The sequence below is a fragment of the Kitasatospora paranensis genome, from assembly GCF_039544005.1.
Classification (GTDB): domain Bacteria; phylum Actinomycetota; class Actinomycetes; order Streptomycetales; family Streptomycetaceae; genus Kitasatospora; species Kitasatospora paranensis.
The window spans coordinates 7,378,117-7,396,573 of the sequence record NZ_BAABKV010000001.1; the positions used below are offsets into that span (position 1 = coordinate 7,378,117).

Below are 18,457 nucleotides of genomic sequence, written 5' to 3' on the forward strand. Positions count from 1 at the left end.
TCCCCGTACCCGAACCTCAACAAGGAGTTGTCCGCCATGACCACCACCCGTACCGCCGTCGTCACGGGCGCCGCCCGCGGCATCGGAGCCGGCGTCGCCAAGCGGCTCGCCGAGGACGGCTTCGCCGTCGCCGTCATCGACCTGGACGAGACGGCCTGCAAGCCGGTCGTCGAGGAGATCGAGGCCGCCGGGGGCCGCGCCATGGCCGTCGGCGTCGACGTCGCCGACGAACAGGGCGTTCGGGCTGCCGTGGACCGGATCGCCGAGGAGTTGGGCGAGCCCACCGTGCTGGTCAACAACGCCGGCATCATCCGCGACAACCTGCTGTTCAAGATGACCGTCGACGAGTGGGACGCGGTCGTGAACGTGCACCTCCGCGGCTCGTTCCTCATGACCCGCGCCGTCCAGGGCTACATGACCAAGGCCGGCTGGGGCCGGATCGTCAACCTGTCGAGCACCTCCGCACTGGGGAACCGCGGCCAGGCCAACTACGCCGCGGCGAAGGCCGGAATCCAGGGGTTCACCAAGACCCTCGCCCTCGAACTCGGGAAGTTCGGTGTCACGGCGAACGCGATCGCCCCGGGATTCATCGAGACCGAGATGACGGCCGAGACCGCGCGGCGCATCGGTGTGGGGTTCGACGAGTTCAAGGCGGCCGTGGCGGCCCGCATTCCGGTGGGACGTACCGGCGAGCCCCGGGACATCGCGCACGCGGTCTCGTTCTTCGCCGGCGAGGGCGCCGGGTTCGTCTCGGGCCAGGTCCTCTACGTCGCCGGCGGACCGCAGGCCTGAGCAGAGGGACGACAGACGGAAGAGGAGAGACGATGAAGGTTTTCCAGGGCATCGAGGAGCTGTCCCGGGCGGTCGGCACGCACCTCGGGTACTCCGACTGGCACACCGTCACCCAGAAGCAGATCGACACCTTCGCCGAGGCGACGGGTGACCACCAGTGGATCCACGTCGACCCCGCGAAGGCGGCGCGGGGCCCGTTCGGCGGCACCGTCGCGCACGGCTACCTGACGCTGTCACTGGTGCCCGTGCTGGTCTGGCAGGTGTACGAGGTCGAGGGATTGGCCATGGGCATCAACTACGGTGCCGACAAGCTCCGTTTCCCCTCACCGGTCCCGGTGGACTCCAGGGTGCGCGCCGGGGTGGAACTGCTGTCACTGGTGCCGGGCGGTGGTGGTCACCAGGCGAGGACCAAGGTGACCATCGAGCGGGAGGGCGGCGACAAACCGGTCTGCGTCGTCGAGGCCGTCAGCATCCTGGTGCCGTGATGGCCCTCGGATCACGGCCGGTCCCGCCGGGTCCGGAGCCGAGGCGCGCCCCCGCCGAGCAGCCGGTCGCGTCCGTCGGGCCGCTCGCCGAGCAGGGGCGGCACCCGGCCGCTGCCGGGCTCCGGGGACCCTGGCCGCCGATCCCGGTCCGACCGGTCCGGATCCGGCCGGCCCGCTCCTGCCGGAGTAGCGCGGCGGCGGCGAGCAGGGCGCCGGTCGTGCCGCGGCAACCCGTCCTGTGGTCGAGCCGGAAGCTCCCGGCCGGCTGCGGCTCGGCACGGGTCCGCACGTCCGCCGGCGACGAGCCGGCCCGGGGCCCGGACAGGCGCCCGGTGCCGGGGAAGCGGTCCTCGACCACGGGCCGGACGCGGGTGTCGATCTGCTCCCGGCTGCCGCGGGCGAGCAGGAGGTCGGCGTTGCCGACGGTGGGGAACGGACAACGCCGCGGTGCCCGCGTTCGCCGCTCGGGACCATGGAGCGAGTGCCGCGGGGGACGCGTCGAGGACCGGACCACCGGTCATCCCCAGGACGATGTCCACGCCGGCGCCGCCATCGGCCTCGCGCGGGCGGTCGGCGAGCCCGTCCTGAGCGGCATCGACGGCGACCCCGCGCCGGGCTCCGGGGCGGGGTCACGCTTCTCCTCGCCGGGGGCGGTGGCGGCCACCCGGCCGGCGACGGATCCGGCATCGCCGCCGGCCGGGAGCTGATCGACGGCCAGCCGGTCGCCGCGGCCGAAATCGGCACCGACGGCGGCGACCGGACCGACAGGGGTGTCGAAGGCCTCCACGGGGTGATCGGCTCCTCGCCCCACGGGGGAGGGGGAGGAGCCGCTACGGTCACAGGCCCATGGACTTGGCGATGACGGTCTTCATGACCTCGCTGGTGCCGCCGTAGATGCGGAAGACGCGGTTGTCGGTGTAGAGGCGGGCAATGGGGTACTCGAGCATGTAGCCGTAGCCACCGTGCAGTTGCAGGCACTTGTCGATGACCCGCGACGCCGCCTCGGTGCAGAAGAGCTTGGTGGCGGCGGCGTCGGCGGAGGTGAGCCCGCCCTGCTCGATGAGGTCCAGGGCGCGGTCGCAGAGGGCCTGGGCGGCGGCCACCTCGGCGGCGCACTCGGCGAGGACGAACTTGGTGTTCTGGAAGCCCGAGACCGGCTGCCCGAAGACCTTGCGGTCACGGGTGTAGGCGAGGGCGAAGTCGATCGCGGCGGCGGCGGCGGACACGGCGGACACGGCGATGCCGAGACGCTCGGGTATCAGGTTGTGGGCGAGGTAGGCGAAGGCGTTGCCCTCCTCGCCGAGCAGGTTCTCCACCGGCACGTGGACGTCGGTGAAGGAGAGCTCGGCGGTGTCGGAGCTGCGCAGTCCGATCTTCTCCAGCTTGCGTCCCACCGCGTAGCCGGCGCTCCCGGTGTCCACGCACAGGATGGACAGGCCGCCCCGGCGGTTGTCCGTCGGGGCCGGGGAGGTGCGGCAGACCACCAGCATCAGGTCGGCGAGCACACCGCCGGTGATGAAGGTCTTCGCGCCGTTGAGGACGTAGTGGGTGCCGTCCTCGGACAGGGTCGCGGTGGTGCGGATGCCTGCCAGGTCGGAGCCGGTGCCGGGCTCGGTCATGGCGATGGCGGTCATCATCCGCCCGGAGACGAAGTCGGGCAGCCAGCGCTTCTTCTGCTCGTCGTCGGCGAACTCGAGCAGGTACGGCAGCACCAGACCGGTGTGCACGCCGGAGCCGCCGAAGGACACACCGGCGCGCATCAGCTCTTCGACGATCACGGCCTGGTACTTGAAGCCGCCGACACCCGACCCGCCGTACTCCTCCGGGACCTCGATGCCGAAGACCCCCAGTTCGCCGAGCTTGTGGTAGAACTCGCGCGGCGCGTGGCCGGCTGCCTCCCAGCTGTCGTAGTGGGGCACGACCTCGTGGGCGATGAAGTCCCGGATCATCTCCCGGAAGTTCTCGTGGTCCTCGGTGTAGACGGAGCGCTGCACTGCCTGTCCCTCCCTTGTGTCCGGGTGGGGCCACCGACCACCGGGTGGTCGTCACCGTTGGGCCTCAGGCGGCCGGCGATGGCGATTTTCTGGCCCTGAGCTGCGGTTTTGCTACGCAGCGTCCCCCAACATAAGGCGCTGCCCCCTGCATGACCACGGGCATCTGCACATCATTGCGGCTTCCGCCTGTGCATTCCGCCCAGCAGTGCGGGGGCTAGCCTGGGGCCATGGAGCACGACTGGGCGGCGCCCGCGCCCGAGGTGGCGGAACACGTCCGGGCGACCGCGGAGCGCATGCAGGACACATTGGACGACCTGCTCGCCGAGATCGGTCAGCAGCTGGCCCCGAACACGCCGGAGGCGCCGCTGGACCCGGTCATGGCCCAGGAGATCGCCGCCAGCAACCGGGACACCGTCGGGCGCTGGGTGCGCGCCAACCGGCTCCGTCCCGGCCGCCCGGTCCCCGCGGACCTGACGGCGCAGATCCTGGACGTGGCGCGCGACATGGTCCGACGCGGCGTCGACGAGCGCTATCTGGTCCAGGGCTACTGGCGAGGGCACAATCTGCTGTGGCGGTACTGGATGCGCGCCGCGCTCGCCGAGCCGGGCTCCCCGGAGGTGCTCGCCGCGTCCCTGGACCTGGCGGCGCGCTCGATGTCACGGTTCGTGGACCGCACCCTGGCCGGCGTTCAGAAGCGGGTGGAGCACGAACGCGACCAGCTCGTCGGCGGCATGCCCGCCCGGCGGCTGGAGACCGTCAACCTCCTGCTCCAGGGCGCGCCGATCGCCGGGGAGCGGGCGAGCGCACGCCTCGGCTACGACCTGAGCAGGCGTCACCTGGCCCTGGTGCTGTGGCATGCGCCCGGAATGGTGGAGCAGGGCGAACTGGAGTCCGCAGCCGACGCGATCGCCGAAGCGGCGGGAGCACGGCGGCCCCTCACCGTTGCCGCGGGAATCTCGGTGCTGTGGGCCTGGATCGCGGTTCCGGGGCAGGTGGACACCAAGGTCCTGAACGAGGCCCTCATCGCCGCGGGCACCCACGCCCGTGCGGCCGCCGGGATGCCGGGAGACGGCCCCACCGGCTTCCGGCTCAGCCACCAGCAGGCACTGACCGCCCAGCGGTTGACGTTCCGGATGCACCAGCCACCCCGTCTCACCGCCTACGAGGACGTACAGGTCGTCGCCATGGCCGCACACGACGAGGACCAGGCGCGCGAGTTCGTCGCCTCCACGCTCGGTGAGCTGGCCGACGCGGCCCCCGAACTCGCCCGGACCCTGCGCGTCTACCTGCAGGAGGACTGCAACGCCAGCCGTGCCGCGCGCCGGCTGTACACCCACCGCAACACCGTCCTCAACCGCATCGCCCGGGCCGACGCACTGCTGCCCCGACCGCGTCCCGGACGCGGGCTGCAGGTGAGCCTCGCGCTGGAACTGCAGCACTGGCTCGGCCCACGGCGGTAGCCGCAACGCGGGGACGCGCCGCTCCGGGCCGCCGCATCGGCCGCCGGTCGCACGATGTCGTCGCAGGTTCGCAGGCCGGATGCGATGACAGGGTGTTCGACGGGCCGAGGGCTACCACCAGCGCTTCGGCCTGGTCCACGTCGACTTCGAGACGCAGGTGCGCACTCCGAAGGCGTCGTACGCCTGGTACCGGGACCTGATCGGCAGTCATCGTCGGCAAACCGGAAGATAGTTGAGCTCCGGCCCGAACGTGTTGTCTGTCAGGCTTGACGGGGTCCGGCGGGGATCTGCGAGCCGAACCCAAGGCGCCGCAAGGCACTCCAGGAGGTAATGCCAGGGTGTCCGACGGAGCCGGTGGGTTTCGCCAGTGGCCCAGCCGGGGCTTGACCGCACGGAAGGTCGGTGCCCCGGCGGAACGCTCGAAACGTTCTCCTGCGGACTCTTTCGGGGGCCCGACTCGGACGGGTGTGGCACCGGCCGCCCGACCTGGCGCAGTCGGCCACGGGGATGACGGGAGGGCGGTGTGGCCCGTCAGCCGACGGTGACGGTCATCTTGCCAAGGGCCTGACCGCTCTCCAGCACGCGGTGGGCCTCGACGATCTCCTCGAAGCGGAAGGTCCGGGTCGGACGCGCCTGCAGGGAGCCTGCCTCCACCTTGGCGTAGATGGTGTCCAACGGTATGTCGGAGAGCGGGAACTCCGGGCTGCCGAGAACGAAAGCGCTGCCGAAGAAGCTGAGCCGGACGCCACTGGGAAGGTCGCTGATCGGGTCGAAGTCGGGCACCGGTGCGAAGCCGCCCAGAAAGCCGACCTGGCAGACCCGTCCTCGGGGCCGGACGGCGGCGAGCGAGTCGCGCAGTGCGCTGTTGCCGACGACGTCGAGGACGGCGTCGACGAGGATGCCCCGGTCCCGGACCTGGGCGCTCAGCCGGCCGTCGTCGATGAGCACGCCCTCGGCCCCGAGGTCTTTGAGCAGGGCGGTGTGGGCGGGGTTGCGGGTGGTGGCGAGGACGCGGGCGCCATGGTCGACGGCGAGGTTGACGGCGGCCTGGCCGAGCGACGAGGTGGCGCCGCGGACCAGGACCGTCTCGTCGGGACGCAGCTCCAGGGTGCCGAACAGGCCGCTCCAGGCTGTTGCGTAGACCTCGGGGACGGCTGCCAGTTCGGCCCAGTCCAGTGAGGAGCGCACCGGCACCACATTGGTCGCGGGTACTGTCACGAGTTCTGCGTAGCTGCCGTTTCGGGTGCGGCCCATGCCGCCGAGGATTGCCACTACGGTTGTGCCGGCGGGGAGTTCGCCGGACGGGTCGGCCTCGACGGTCCCGGCGCACTCGATCCCGGTGACTGCCGCGACCTCGCCCCAGGCGCCCGCGCGCATGTACGCCTCGGCATGGTTGAGGCCGATCGCCTTGATCCGGATCAGCACCTCGCCGCTGGCCGGCACGGGGTCGGGAAGTTCGGTGACGGTGAGTACCTCGGGGCCACCGTAGGTGGAGATGGTGATGGCCTTCATGATCGCTCCCTTTTCTTGAATGGTAATTCAAATATCGGACCGAAAAGTGGGCCACCGCCTCCGGTGGCCCTTGTCCGCTTCGCCCGCCCTTCAGGTGAGGGCGGTGAAGGCGTTGTCCGTGATGGCGCGCAGCAGCGCCTCGTCCGGGTTGGCTTTGCCCACGACCATCAGCCCCTGGCAGGTCGCGACCATCAGCTTGGCGCTGCCGGCCGGATCCACCGAGTCGCGGACCTCGCCGCGGCGACGGGCGTTCTCCAGGGCCGTGGTCATGCAGCGCTCCAGGCGGGCGAGGTGACCGCGGACGACGGCTGCGGCTTCGTCGTCCTCGGCCGCGTTCTCGATCGCGGTGTTCACCAGGAGGCAGCCCTGTCGGCCCTCTGGGCTGAGCAGGTCCCGTACCAGTCCGTCGAAGTAGCCGCGCAACTCCGCCAGGCCGGCGCCGACTGCCTCCAGTTCGCCGAGCTTCTGCGGCACGACCAGCTGGGAGTAGCGCTCCAGTGACTTCAGGAACAGCGTCCGCTTGCCTCCCGGGAAGGCGCTGTAGATGCTGCCCGGTTTCACTCCGGTCGCCTTCACCAGGTCCTCGATCGAGGTGGCCCGGTAGCCGCGCTCCCAGAACCGGAGCATGGCCCCGTTCAGCACGGTCTCGGGCTCGAACTCGCGGCGTCTGGGCATGGGACGAACATACATGAGTGACCATTCAAGAACAACTGCGCCGGGGTTCGGACCTGCGAGGGCCTGATCTCGGCCGGGGTGCTGCCCGATTCGTCCGGCCGCGGGCAGGGCTCATGGAGCACGGCCTCCTCGTGGACGGGGTCCGGTTTCCAGGCCGACCGCGGCGGTGGCCTTCCAGTGCTGTCCACCTGCGTTCGCGGCCCCGCCGCGATCGCGCGGCGCGGAGTCGGCTCTGCGGATCACCCTTACGGGCCCTTCGCGGCCATCCCCATGCCCTTGCCGCGATACGGCAGAACCTGCGGCTGCGGGTCAGCGAAGTCGGCGCCGACACCGTCCCGATCGGCGCCGCCGCGCCGGCGTTCTCCGAGGTGCTCTCCCGACCGCCGGAGGCGCTCACCCGCCTGTCGGAGCAACGCCAGGGCCGCCCGTGGCCGTCGGTGCCCGGACCGACTGACGTTCCCTGAAGTGGAGCAGGCCGGCAGCCAGGAGCCGTGGGTGGAGCCGGGCGGCCTCGACCGGGTGTTCTGACTCCTGAACCTGGTGCGCCGACAGGGGACTTCGTTGCGAGCACCGGGGAATCGAGAAGTGACCGCATCGCCGGTACCCGCGGTCGCGTCGTCGTGCTTCGGGCCGTACCGCCAGGAAAGTCCACACACCTGAGGAGCCCCGGCCGACGCACGGCTGGGGCTCCTCGGGCCGGTGGGTGCCGGTCGGCAGACGGACCTGCCCACTGCGTGAACGACTCGTCCACGCAGTGGCGGCGGGCCGCACCCGATCACGATCACCCACGGATCAGGCAGGTCAGCGCTGCAGGGTGAGGACGCCCGGCCGCCACGGCAGCTGGTCGTAGGGGCCGCTCGCGGAGGGGGACTTGCCCTGGTAGAGGAACTGCAGGTTGCACGGGTCGATGGTCATGGTCTGGTCGGGGTTGTTGCGGACCAGGTCACCGTGGCTGATGTCGTTGGTCCAGGTGGCACCGCTGTTGGCCTTGCCCGCGAAAGGGCTGCTTTCGCTGCCGGCCTGCGCGGTCCACGATCCGCCGAGACTGGAGGCCGTGAACGAGCGGAAGTAGCGCCCGTTCGCGCCCTGCGCCTCGACGATCATGAGGTACTGGTTCTGGCCCTGCACCTTGTAGACCTGCGGCGCCTCGAACAGGTTGTTCGCCGTGTCGCTCATGACCGTCGTGTAGGACGAGCCGAAGCTGCCGGGGAAGTTCCCGATCGGCATGCTGGCCCGGTAGATGTTGCCGTTGTCACCGGCGAAGAACAGGTACATGTTCTGGCCGTCGGCGATCAGGGTCTGGTCGATCGGGCCGGTGCCGGAGTTGGCGATGCTGCCGGTGAACAGCGGCTGCGGCGAGGACCAGCCGTTGGGGTTGGTCGGGTCGCTCGACGTGCGGTAGATGAACGGCCACGCACCCCACTGGTACGCCAGAACCCAGATGTTCCTGGGCGCGAAGTAGAACAGCGTGGGCGCCACCGCGGACTGGCTCATCCCGCTCTGGCCCGCCGACGCCATGTCCGACCAGTTCGTGAAGGGACTGAACATCATCGAACCGTACGACGACCCGGACACGTTCGACGCGTAGACCAGGTGCTTGCCGTTGTACACCACGTCGGTGAAGTCCTTCACCGCCGCCCAGCCGTTCGCCGGCTGCGCCAATGCACCCGTCGAGGACCACCGGTACGTCGACGGAAGGGCGCACGAGCCGCCCGTCGGCGGGGGTGTCGTCGGGGTCGATGTCCCGGACAGGCCGGTCCACTTCTGGTTGCTGCCCCCGTTGCACGTCCAGATCTCCACCGCCGTGCCGTTGGCCGTTCCGGCGCCCGAAACGTCCAGGCACAGCCCGGACTCCACACCGACGATCGTGCCGTCGGAGTTCACCCGCCACTGCTGGTTCGCAGCGCCGCTGCAGGTCCAGATCTGCACTCGGGTGCCGGCCGTGGTCGCATGGCCGGGAACATCCAGGCACTTGTTGCCGTACACGGTCAGCTGGTTGCCGGACGTCGACGTCCACAGCTGGTTGGCGCCGTTCGAGCAGTCGTAGATCTGCAGGGGGTGCCATCGGCCTGGTCGGCGTTCTGTACATCGAGACACCGGCCGGAACCCGCGCCGCGCAGGGCGCTGCTGGTGGCTGCCTGGGCCGGGCCGGCGACGAGCATCGCCGCCAGCGCCGACACGAACGCGACCGCGGTGGTGAGCACCACGGACAGCTGCCTGCGGCTGGAACGTCGTCTGTGCATGAAGACCTCCTTGGTGAACGGATGGAGCTGCCACACGGCTCTGTTAACGCTCACATGTGCGTGCCGCCGTGCATGCGCGCATCACGAGTTGTCAATCGGTCGGTTCTGGAATCCTCGCCGCTGCCCGGAGGGCCTCAAAAGCCCCGGCTCTGTGCCGACCGGCACGATTGCCCGGTGCCGAGGTCAGGCCTCGTTGCGGTACCGGGCGCGTCACAACCCCGGTGTCCCGCGGCGGTTTCCTGGGCAGAGCGGCGGGATCCGAACAGGGGAACGAGCCCGGTGCCGCTCGGCTCACCTGAAGTTCCAGTGCTGGTTGGTGCCGCCGGTGGAGTCCCAGATCTGGACGGGAGCGCCGTTGGCGGTCTGACCGCCGGGGGTCTCCAGGGCCCGGCCGCTGGCGACGTTGGTCAGGGTGTAGGAGCCGTCGCTGTTCGTGGCGGCCTTCCAGTGCTGGTTGGCGCCGTTGTTGGAGTCCCAGACCTGGATCCTCGTCCCGTTGCCCGTCTGGTTGCCCGGCTCGTCCAGGGCCCGGCCGCTGGCGACGTTGGTGAGAGTGTAGGAGCCGTCGCTGTTCCCGGTGGCGCGCCACTGCTGGTTGGCGGCGCCGCTGGCGTCCCACACCTGGAGCGGTGTGCCGTTGCCGTTCTGTCCCGCGGGTTCGTCGAGAACGCGTCCGGCAGCCACATCGGAGAGCGTGTAGACGCCGCCCGGGACGATGCCTCCGCCCGGCGTGCCGCCACCGGCGGTGTTCAGGGTGGTGAGTACCGCGTTGTAGGCGGGCTTGGGGTTGCCGTTGTTGTCGAACAACAGGGGGTTCTCGCCGGTGCGCCAGGAGTCGCTGTCGCGGATTCCCCACACCGTGATGCCCGTGCAGTGGGTGACGGCGAGGCAGGCCTTGACGGTGTTGGTGTAGGCGGTGGCGGACGCCTGGGCGATGTCGAGTTCGGTGAGCTGGACGTCCACGCCGAGCGCGGCGAAGTTGGACAGGGTGGTCTGGAAACTCGCCGGCGGGCCGCCCGCGCCGAAGTGGCTCTGGAAGCCGACGCAGTCGATGGGCACACCACGGGACTTGAAGTCCTTGACCATGCGGTAGACGCCCTGCGTCTTGGCGTCGGACCAGTTCTCGATGTTGTAGTCGTTGTAGCAGAGCTTGGCCGAAGGGTCGGTGTTCCGGGCGGTGCGGAAGGCCTCCTCGATGAAGCCGTCGCCCAGCACGTTCTGGAACACCGAGCTGCGGTGCCGGCCGCTGCCGTCGTCGGCGAAGGCCTCGTTGACCACGTCCCAGGCGTAGATCCTGCCCTTGTAGTGGTTCATCTCGGTGGTGATGTGGTTGTCCATCACGCCGCGCAGGGTGCTCGCGTCGCCGATGGAGCCGACCCAGGACGGCAGTTGTGAGTGCCAGACCAGGGTGTGGCCGCGCATCCGCTGGCCGTGGGCGGTGGCGTGATTGACGATCGCGTCGCCGGGGGCGAAGTTGAACGACCCGCGGGAGGGTTCGACGGTGTCCCACTTCATCTCGTTCTCGGGGGTGACCATGGTGAATTCCCGGTCGAGAACGGTGGAGTACGTCGAGTCGCCGAGCCTGCCCGAGGCGACTGCGGTGCCGAAGTAGCGGCCGCTGCCGGCCGCTGCCGCACCCAGCGCGTTCGCCCCGGCGGCATGAGCAGCGGGGATCGCGGTGACGGCCGCGGCCGAGCCGACGACCATGCATGCGGTGGCCGTCAGGACCTTGCCGAGACGGGGCTTCTTGTTGAGCCGTGGCATGGCGGATCGTTCTCCTTGTGGGTGGGGTGAGCCTGCGGCAGCGGTCGGGGACCGGTGCGACGGCCGGACGGTTGTGCGAGCGCGTACTCGGCCGTGTCTTCCTGCCGGGTGGTGCGGGCGGTGTCCGACACGTGGTCGCCGGTCCCGACCACGAGCCTCGCTGTCGGTTGGCGCGCGCGGCTCACGCAGTGGTGGGGTCGGCCGGCGGGAGGGATCGAGCCTGCCCGTCGACGCCTTCCGTTAACGCTAACAATTTCTGGCGAGCACCCTCCTTGTCATGTCCAGATAATCTCCAACGGGTCGTGCGTGTTGTCAACACTTTGCGCGCTGGTGGGCCGTCAGCTCGCGCTACCGGTGACCGTCGGTCAGGTGGTGCTGCTGTCCTTCGTGATGGTCAAACCCCGGGTGTTGCCGGCGGCGACGTTGCCGGGCGGGATCACGGCCGTCGCGAGGGCCGGCGCATGGACGCACGAGACCTTGCCGGCCGGCCGCCGTGGGCGGCTGGTGCGGTGGATCCCGAGTCGGGGAGAGCTCATGTGGGTGATCCGTCCTGCCGGCGGGTGGGGATGGGTGGCGCCCTGCGCCGCCGCTGATCGCGAAGGGATGGGGCGGACGGCCGGCGCCGCTCGACGGTGCAACCGACTTGGCATCAACATCGCTGTGCACGAGAGCGATTGGCGTCTCGGTCCCGGGTCCAAGGTCGCTCGGACTCGTCGACGGCGACCAGGTTGGCCCGGGCCCGAGAGGCTGTCAATACTTTCGGTCGAAAGAGCGATAGTGTCGCCCTGCGAAGGCCCTGAAAGGAGCTGGTCAGGGGCTTACTGACTGATGAAAGTCGAAGAACGTGACCGGATCCGTGACGAATCCCGCCTGTTCGCCTGCGCTGTGCGCAAAAACTTGCGGATCTGTACGCGAAAGTTTTGTAGGTCCAGCAAGGGGCCCGCCAGGACAGCGCAAAGGGCGATCGGCGAGCATGCGGGATCGGGAATGACCAAACATGCCGTGAACCCTGCTCCGCGACGAAGGGTGTGGATCCGACCGGCCTCGCTCACCTGAAGGTCCCGGAAGAGCGAGGTCACGTTGGACTTGTCGGGCTCGACACGCACCTCGTGAAAGCCGATCCCGAGGGCCTGTGACCAGCGGCGGGTCACCTCCGGCTCGGAGAGAAGCGTGGCTCCCGGGTACAGGCCAGGCGGGACGGCACGATGCCGGTACGGGGAGCAGCCGTTGCGCCGACGATGACCTCGTAGCCGCGCATGTGGTCGGTCAATGCAGGATTTCGACATACCCGTCCGTTCCGTGCACACGGATCCGCTGCCCGTCCTGGATCAGCCGGGTGGCCTGGTCCACGCCCACGACGGCCGGCAAGCCGTACTCCCGCGCAATCACCGCGCCATGGGTCATCAAGCCGCCCACCTCCGTCACCAGGCCCGCGATGGCGACGAACAGCGGTGACCAGCTGGGGTCGGTGTGGGTCGTGACCAGGATGTCGCCCGCTTCCAGGTCGGCCTGCGCCATGTCGAGGATGACGCGAGCCCTTCCTCGATGGTCCCGGCGGAGACCGGTAGGCCGACCAGGGCGCGGGCCGGCACGCCGTCGCGCCGGTACGAGCCGGCGACGGCCTCGCCGTCCGAGGTGAGCACCCGGGGCGGTGTGAGCGCTTCGTACGAACGGAACGTCTCCTTGCGCCGCTGGATGAGCCGGCCGTCCACCTGCTTGGTGCGCACGACGTCGTGGAACTCCTGGAACGTGAGGTAGAAGACGTCCTCCGGCTCACGGAGCACGTCGGCCTGCACGAGGCGCTCTGCCTCCTGCAGCAGGGCCTGCTTGTAGACGAAGTAGCGGCTGACGATGTTGTACTTCGGGTACTCCCGGTACCCGATGAAGGTCCGGACCCGGTCGATCATCCGTTTGGTCTCGTCGGCCTTCCGCTCGCCGTCCGGCAGGGCCCGCAAGCGCGACAGTACGTCCCGTTCCTTCCTCTGCGCCTCCTGCCGCCCGTGCTCGAAGCGCCGCTGGGCCGCGCCCGGTGTGAAGAGCCTGATGTTGTCGAGGATCACCGGCACGAGCGTGCTGGGACGCTCGCTCCAACGCGGCCTCGTGATGTCGATCTCGCCGACGCAGCGCATGCCGTACCGGTCGAGGTAGCCCTCGACGGCATCGCGCGCCTCGGTCCCGCCCGCGAGCTTCGTCAGCTCGTCCAGGAAGCCCTCGTGCTGTACGCCCTGCAGGAACGCCACCACCTCCGGATGCGGGCGGATCACGTCGGCGACGTCGAGTAGCGCCAGTCCCATCTCCGACGTGACGTTGCCCGGGGCGGACAGCGTGAGCGTGTCGGCCGCGCTCTTCTCGCCAAGCCACTCATGCAGCGTGTCGTTGAGCCACCAGGTGGCCTCCATCCCCGCCATGATCGCCTGCATGTTCAGCGGATCACCGAGGACTCGCTTGTGCTCCTCGAAGGCGTCCAGCAGGAAGTCGAACAGCGCCGGTCCGCTCCTCGTCCGGATGTCGCGCCGCAGGGCGGCGAGGGAGGCCTGGCCGCGTGCGACCAGCTCGGTGACGATGGCCGGATCGTTCCCGATCGCAGCGGACGTGCCGCCGGCCGGTGGCCCCACGGGCCTCCCGGGCGCCGCGGTACCCGCGTCCGGGAGCGACGGAACGAAGTCGCCGCGGTCGAGGACGGTCTCCAACGCGTCCCGGACCAGCGGATCGCCTCTCCCCACGAGGTCCAGCAGGCCGGCGCGGCTCGCGGGCGAGGCCAGCCGCCCGGTGACGTCGACGAACAGCCTCCCGCCGGCCTCGTGCATCGGCACCATCGCCGTCAGCTGCCACATGGACAGCCCCAGGGGTTTCATGGGGTCGGTCATCATCTGCTGATGGCCGACGGAGACGTAGACGCGGTTCTCCTGGTCGCCGGCCCCGGGGACGGGGAACAGCGTGGTGATCGGCCGGCTCTGGACGATCCGGAAGTCGTCGTCGACCAGGCACCATTCGATGTCCTGCGGGTGACCGAAGTGCGCCTCGATCCGTCGCCCGAGCTGTACCAGCCGCACCACCTGGGCATCGGTCAGCGCCGGCTGCTCCTGCCGCTGCAGGTCGATCGCCACCTCCTGGGTACCGCCGGCCGGCAGGGCGTGGACGGCGCGCAGTTTGGTGGCGATCGACCTGGCAGTCACCTCGCCGTTGCGCACCTTGAAGACGTCCGGGTTCACCAGGCCGGACACCAGGGCCTCGCCGAGACCGAAGCCGGCGTCCACCGTGGCGACCCGCCGGTTGCCCGTGACGGGGTCAGCCGTGAAGAGGATGCCGGCCGCATGGGGGAAGACCATCCGCTGCACTACCACGGCCATCCGGACCGTGCGGTGGTCGATGCCGTGGTGCTGGCGATAGGTCACGGCTCGCTCGGTGAACAGCGAGGCCCAGCACCGGCTGACGTGCCGGAGGACCGCCGCCGGCCCCACGACGTTCAGGTACGTGTCCTGCTGGCCGGCGAAGGAGGCCGTCGGCAGGTCCTCCGCCGTGGCGCTCGACCGGACGGCGAAGGCGGCCTGCTCGCCGAGCCGGGCGAGCGCGTCGGTGACCGCCACCGCGAGATCGCCCGGGATAGTGATCCCCTCGATGGTCCGGCGGATCTCCGCGCTGAGCGCGCGGATCGCCTCCCGGTCGTCCGGGTTCAGGCGGGACAGCCGATCGAGCCGGCCCTCGATCGAAGGCGCCTCCATCATGATCCGCCGGAAGGCGTCTGTCGTCACGCAGAAGCCGGCCGGCACGCGGATGCCGTCGATCCGGGACAGCTCGCCCAGGTGCGCGCCCTTGCCGCCGACGATCGCGACCTGCGTCCGGTCGGCCTCGTGGAGGTCGCACAGGTACTGCTCGGTCATCGCGATTCCTCCGAGGCCGTCGTGTCCCGGCTCATCTCCGGTCGCCTTCCCTCCGACGAATCGGCCGGCCGCCCGGCCCGGCCGCGCGGCACACACCCCCGCACCTTCGCCCCGGGCGCCCGCAACCGCACTGCCTCTCGTGCCACTCGTCCGGCGTCACTGCGTCCCCAGAGTGTCGACGACAACACCCGCACGTCGTGCCCTCATTTCCTCAGGTCGTGACCTCGGCCGTTGATTCTGCGCCGTGACGTGGGTCTTGCCGCAAGCCCCCGGTGCGCTATAGGTTAAGAGTGGCAGGGAGAGACTGATCTCCTTGCCTTTGCCTTTTGTCCGTCGACTGGAACTGACAGGCTTCCCTTCTCGGCAAGGCCCGAACGCCTGTCGGCAAGGCCCGAACGCCGTCGGGCGCGTCGCCGCCCGCGGGAGGCGTCACGCCACGCGACTGCCGGGGACGAGCTTGCCGGCCCACTGCTCTCCGTCTCGATGTTGCGGACCGAGGCGTCGTGACGGATGCGTGCGTCACTGGAAGGAGCCAGACCGTCGTCTCCGCCAGGACGGCCTCTGCGGGCCACGCCGACGGATACGATGACGGTCTGTCCGGCGGGCCGAGGGTTCCATCAGAGCTTCGGCCTGGTCCACGTCGACTTCGACACCCAGGTGGCCGGCCACCGGGTCGGGTGCTGCGCTGGAGGCAGCCGGACGGCTGTCCTGGATGAGCCGGCGCCGATCCCGCGTTGCCCGGTCCTTCGTCATGACGGGACAGCGGACGGAGATTCCGGCCGCACCGAACGACGACCCGGCAGGTCAGCCCGGACTTCCGATGGAGCCGCGGTTGCAGGGCGAGGTGGATCGCCGAGTGACCGTCGATGCACCATTCGGGCGGACGCAGCCCGGCCTGCCGGCCAGGACACCGCCCAGGCCTTCGCGGACTTCCAGGCGCTGTTCCGCTTCGACTGCTCAGGATCGCTCCCGCTCCGGGCGGGCCGGCCCGAGGGCTTCGGCTCGTTCGTCCTGCCGCGCACCGAAGGAGGGGGCGGTGGCCATCGCCTCCGCCACCGACTTCTCCGTCGCCGCCACGTTCCAGTACCCCGACGCTGCCGCGGCCTTCCTGTCCCGATGGCGGTCCGAAGGCGCCCTGAGGCGAGGGGTTCGGAAGATAGTTGCTGGAGATAAGTGAGTTGCGGTAGAAAGCAACATGACGCTGAATGCGCACCGCCTGCACGTCCTCGCCGAGATCGACCGGTCGGGGAGCATCGCCGGTGCCGCGCGGCAGCTGCGACTTTCGCCGTCCGCCATCTCGCACCAACTTGCGCAGCTCGAGCGGGAGGTGGGCATCGGGCTGGTGGAACGCGGGGCCCAGAGCCTGCGGTTGACCGCGGCCGGGCGGCGGCTGTCGCTGCGCGGGCAGGAGGTGCTCGCGCTGCTGGACGCCGCAGAGAAGGATGTGCAGGCGCAGGCCCGGGCGGACTCCGGGCACCTGCGAATCGGATTCTTCGCCTCGGCCGGCTACCGGCTGCTGCCGCAGGCGCTGTCGCGGTTCTCCCGACGGTACCCGGCCGTGGAGCTGGACCTGGTGGAGGGGAGCCGCAGCAGCTGGCCGACGGTGTGCAGCAGGGCGCCGTCGACGCGCTGGTCGTCTTCGACTACCCCCTCGCTCCGTGGACACCGCCGGACGGGGTGCAGGTCCGGGAGCTGTTGCACGACCCGCTGCACCTGGTGGTGCCGGCCGGGCACCCGGCGGGGCGACGGGCCCAGGTCCGGCTGCAGGAACTGGCGGGCGAGCAGTGGATCACTTCCTCCGGGACCGGTTCGCCGGGGCTGTCGGTGCTGGAGCGGGCCTGCGCCCTGGAGGGGTTCGTCCCCAACATCCGCTGCCGCAGCGACCACTACGAAGTGACCCTGGGGCTCGTCCGGGCCGGGCTCGGCATCGCTCTGGTGCCCAGCCTCGGCATCAACGACACCTTCGGCGTGCGGACCACACGCCTGGCGGGGCCGCGGCTGTATCGCAAGGTGGGCGTCGCCTCCCGTCCCGGGAACCCGAATCCGCTGCTCGGCACCTTCCTCGCCTACCTGGGTGGCGTCGCGGCGAACCTGCCGATGGCGGTGCCCCGGTGGGGGCCGGGGACGCGCGTTCCTGAGCGGGAGTTCGGCGTCAGTCGCGGCCCGCGGGGATGCCGCCGCTGCGGGCCACCACGTCGTCGACGGTCTCCGCGGCGCGCAGCACGGTGAAGCGCACCTCGCCGTCGCCGTCCACGTCGAAGCCGTAGACCGGAGGCGGCGTCAGGCTGTTGTAGTGGAACGGCGAGGAGAAGGAGTAGGCGCCGGTGTCGGGCACGACGACCAGATCGCCTGCCGACAGTCGCGGCAGCAGCCGTTCCCGGGCGAGCAGGTCGCCGGCGAAGCAGCAGGGGCCGCCGATGTCCTGCACCTCCGGCTCGGTGCGGCTCGGCAGGCCGTCCCGGTCGTAGGCCAGGACCCGCAGCGGCCACAGGTCGGGGGCGAAGGCGGTGCGGGTCACCAGCTGGGCGCCCGCGTGGGTGAGTGCGATGCGCCGGCCGCCGGAGGTCTTGGTGTACTCCACGCGGGAGGCCACGAACCCGTTGCGCGCCATGACCGCGCGGCCGTATTCGGTGACGACCCGGAACGTGCCGTCGAGGAGTGCGGGCGCCGCGCGGCGCAGGGCCACGACGTGGTCGGCGAAGGTCGGGCTGTCGGTGTCGGAGGTGAAGTCGACCGGGAGGCCGCCGCCGACGTCGATGCCGACGATCTGGCCGGGCCTCTGCCGGTTCACCTCCTGCGCGAAGCCGACGGCGGCGGCCACCCCGGCCGCGTTCAGCTCCAGGGGCACGCCCTGCGAGCCGACGTGGACGTGGACCCAGCGCAGCCACGGCCGGGCCCGGTAGGCGTCCAGCAGGCGCTCCCGGTTGCCCGGATCGTCCAGTGCGATGCCGAACTTGGTGGTGCGGCCGGCCGTCGACATCGCCTCGATCGCGCCGAGCCCGACCTGCGGGTTGAGCCGGACGCCCACGCGCGGCTCGGGCAGGTCGGGAGTGATCAGCCGGTCGACCCGCTCCAGCTCCTCGAAGTTGTCGATGTTCACGGCGATGCCCGAGGCCAGCGCGTCCGCGAGCTCACCGAGGGTCTTGACGGGGGAGTCCAGTACGAGCGCCCCGGGGGCGAAGCCGGCGGCCCGGGCCTGCGCCAACTCGCCCGGGCTGCTCACCTCGCAGCCCATGCCGTGCTCCCGCAACTGCGCCAGCACCGGCACCAGGGGGTTGGCCTTGGCGGCGAAGGCGTGCAGCACGTCGAGGCCGGACGGCCAGGCCGAGCGCAGCCCGTGCACGCTCTCCGCGATCCCGGCCAGGTCGACGAAGGCCGCGAGCGGCGGGTCCAGCCTGTCCAGCAGGCCATGAGCGGCGGCGTGTACGGCCCGGTCCCGCCGGGCCTGGCGGGCGGAGGCCGCGATCGGCGTCGAGAGCATCGCTTTCCTCGGGAGAAGAGTGGGAAACCTTCGATCAGCCTGCACGACGACGGAGGAATTCGACCGGGGCATCGAAGACCTCGGTGCTCAGTCACCACATCTCCGCCCGGGGCCCGGTCGTTGACCCGCGGGCCGCCACCATCGCCTCACCGCGGTGGAACGCCGCACAG

The 18,457-nt window shown here is 70.5% G+C and carries 11 protein-coding genes and 4 pseudogenes; 5 read left to right on the forward strand and 10 right to left on the reverse strand.

The window, feature by feature from the left end:
* Positions 1-36 precede the first annotated feature (36 nt).
* Together fabG and ABEB13_RS35070 are read left to right on the forward strand one after the other, a co-directional pair.
* Complete coding sequence (gene fabG / locus ABEB13_RS35065) at positions 37-792, forward strand: 3-oxoacyl-ACP reductase FabG (RefSeq protein ID WP_345708710.1); 756 nt, start codon at positions 37-39, stop codon at positions 790-792.
* Positions 793-824: 32 nt separating this feature from the next.
* Entirely contained in the window at positions 825-1,277 is a 453-nt protein-coding gene (locus tag ABEB13_RS35070; RefSeq protein ID WP_345708711.1) for a MaoC family dehydratase, read from the forward strand.
* 517 nt (positions 1,278-1,794) lie between these two features.
* Here ABEB13_RS35070 and ABEB13_RS35075 read toward each other — a convergent pair.
* A complete protein-coding gene (locus ABEB13_RS35075) occupies positions 1,795-2,064 on the reverse strand; it encodes a hypothetical protein (RefSeq protein WP_345708712.1) in 270 nt (89 codons plus the stop codon).
* Between the two features lie 49 nt (positions 2,065-2,113).
* Positions 2,114-3,271 carry an acyl-CoA dehydrogenase family protein gene (locus ABEB13_RS35080; protein WP_345708713.1) on the reverse strand — a complete coding sequence of 386 codons (1,158 nt, stop codon included), beginning with the start codon at positions 3,269-3,271 and terminating at the stop codon, positions 2,114-2,116.
* Positions 3,272-3,498: 227 nt separating this feature from the next.
* Between ABEB13_RS35080 and ABEB13_RS35085 the strand changes: the two genes are divergently transcribed.
* Both ABEB13_RS35085 and ABEB13_RS35090 read left to right on the forward strand, forming a co-directional pair.
* Complete coding sequence (locus tag ABEB13_RS35085; protein WP_345708714.1) at positions 3,499-4,731, forward strand: PucR family transcriptional regulator; 1,233 nt, start codon at positions 3,499-3,501, stop codon at positions 4,729-4,731.
* Between the two features lie 103 nt (positions 4,732-4,834).
* Positions 4,835-4,963 (forward strand): annotated as a pseudogene (locus tag ABEB13_RS35090) (family 1 glycosylhydrolase); the annotation flags it as partial.
* Positions 4,964-5,262: 299 nt separating this feature from the next.
* Here the strand turns inward: ABEB13_RS35090 and ABEB13_RS35095 are convergent.
* The 7 genes and pseudogenes from ABEB13_RS35095 to rph form a co-directional block, all read right to left on the reverse strand.
* Positions 5,263-6,243, reverse strand: a complete 981-nt coding sequence (locus ABEB13_RS35095; protein ID WP_345708715.1) for a zinc-binding dehydrogenase — start codon at positions 6,241-6,243, stop codon at positions 5,263-5,265.
* Positions 6,244-6,333: 90 nt separating this feature from the next.
* Positions 6,334-6,918 carry a TetR/AcrR family transcriptional regulator gene (locus tag ABEB13_RS35100; RefSeq protein WP_345708716.1) on the reverse strand — a complete coding sequence of 195 codons (585 nt, stop codon included), beginning with the start codon at positions 6,916-6,918 and terminating at the stop codon, positions 6,334-6,336.
* Positions 6,919-7,719: 801 nt separating this feature from the next.
* Positions 7,720-9,161: pseudogene (locus tag ABEB13_RS35105) on the reverse strand (non-reducing end alpha-L-arabinofuranosidase family hydrolase).
* 291 nt (positions 9,162-9,452) lie between these two features.
* Entirely contained in the window at positions 9,453-10,925 is a 1,473-nt protein-coding gene (locus ABEB13_RS35110) for a glycoside hydrolase family 10 protein (RefSeq protein ID WP_345708717.1), read from the reverse strand.
* Positions 10,926-11,290: 365 nt separating this feature from the next.
* Positions 11,291-11,461 carry a hypothetical protein gene (locus tag ABEB13_RS35115; RefSeq protein ID WP_345708718.1) on the reverse strand — a complete coding sequence of 57 codons (171 nt, stop codon included), beginning with the start codon at positions 11,459-11,461 and terminating at the stop codon, positions 11,291-11,293.
* A gap of 282 nt (positions 11,462-11,743) precedes the next feature.
* The gene (locus ABEB13_RS40890; protein ID WP_425559929.1) at positions 11,744-12,211 is read right to left on the reverse strand and encodes a YxiG-like protein; all 468 of its coding nucleotides are present in this window, start codon (positions 12,209-12,211) and stop codon (positions 11,744-11,746) included.
* Positions 12,192-14,806, reverse strand: a pseudogene (gene rph, locus ABEB13_RS35120) (rifamycin-inactivating phosphotransferase). The gene ABEB13_RS40890 and the pseudogene rph overlap by 20 nt, the downstream one beginning before the upstream one ends.
* Positions 14,807-16,001: 1,195 nt before the next feature.
* Here rph and ABEB13_RS35125 point away from each other — a divergent pair.
* Positions 16,002-17,035, forward strand: a pseudogene (locus ABEB13_RS35125) (LysR family transcriptional regulator).
* Here ABEB13_RS35125 and ABEB13_RS35130 read toward each other — a convergent pair.
* Positions 16,959-18,287, reverse strand: coding sequence for a type III PLP-dependent enzyme domain-containing protein (locus ABEB13_RS35130; RefSeq protein ID WP_345708719.1), 1,329 nt, complete (start codon positions 18,285-18,287; stop codon positions 16,959-16,961). The pseudogene ABEB13_RS35125 and the gene ABEB13_RS35130 sit on opposite strands and share 77 nt — an antisense overlap.
* Between the last annotated feature and the right edge of the window lie 170 nt (positions 18,288-18,457).

What these genes read in the sequence shown, in the direction of transcription:
- fabG (WP_345708710.1), top strand. Translation starts at nt 37, where the DNA reads ATGACCACCACCCGTACCGCCGTCGTCACGGGCGCCGCCCGCGGCATC.
- ABEB13_RS35070 (WP_345708711.1), top strand. Translation starts at nt 825, where the DNA reads ATGAAGGTTTTCCAGGGCATCGAGGAGCTGTCCCGGGCGGTCGGCACG.
- ABEB13_RS35085 (WP_345708714.1), top strand. Translation starts at nt 3,499, where the DNA reads ATGGAGCACGACTGGGCGGCGCCCGCGCCCGAGGTGGCGGAACACGTC.
- ABEB13_RS35095 (WP_345708715.1), bottom strand. Translation starts at nt 6,243, where the DNA reads ATGAAGGCCATCACCATCTCCACCTACGGTGGCCCCGAGGTACTCACC.
- ABEB13_RS35100 (WP_345708716.1), bottom strand. Translation starts at nt 6,918, where the DNA reads ATGCCCAGACGCCGCGAGTTCGAGCCCGAGACCGTGCTGAACGGGGCC.
- ABEB13_RS35110 (WP_345708717.1), bottom strand. Translation starts at nt 10,925, where the DNA reads ATGCCACGGCTCAACAAGAAGCCCCGTCTCGGCAAGGTCCTGACGGCC.
- ABEB13_RS35115 (WP_345708718.1), bottom strand. Translation starts at nt 11,461, where the DNA reads ATGAGCTCTCCCCGACTCGGGATCCACCGCACCAGCCGCCCACGGCGG.
- ABEB13_RS40890 (WP_425559929.1), bottom strand. Translation starts at nt 12,211, where the DNA reads ATGTCGAAATCCTGCATTGACCGACCACATGCGCGGCTACGAGGTCAT.
- ABEB13_RS35130 (WP_345708719.1), bottom strand. Translation starts at nt 18,287, where the DNA reads ATGCTCTCGACGCCGATCGCGGCCTCCGCCCGCCAGGCCCGGCGGGAC.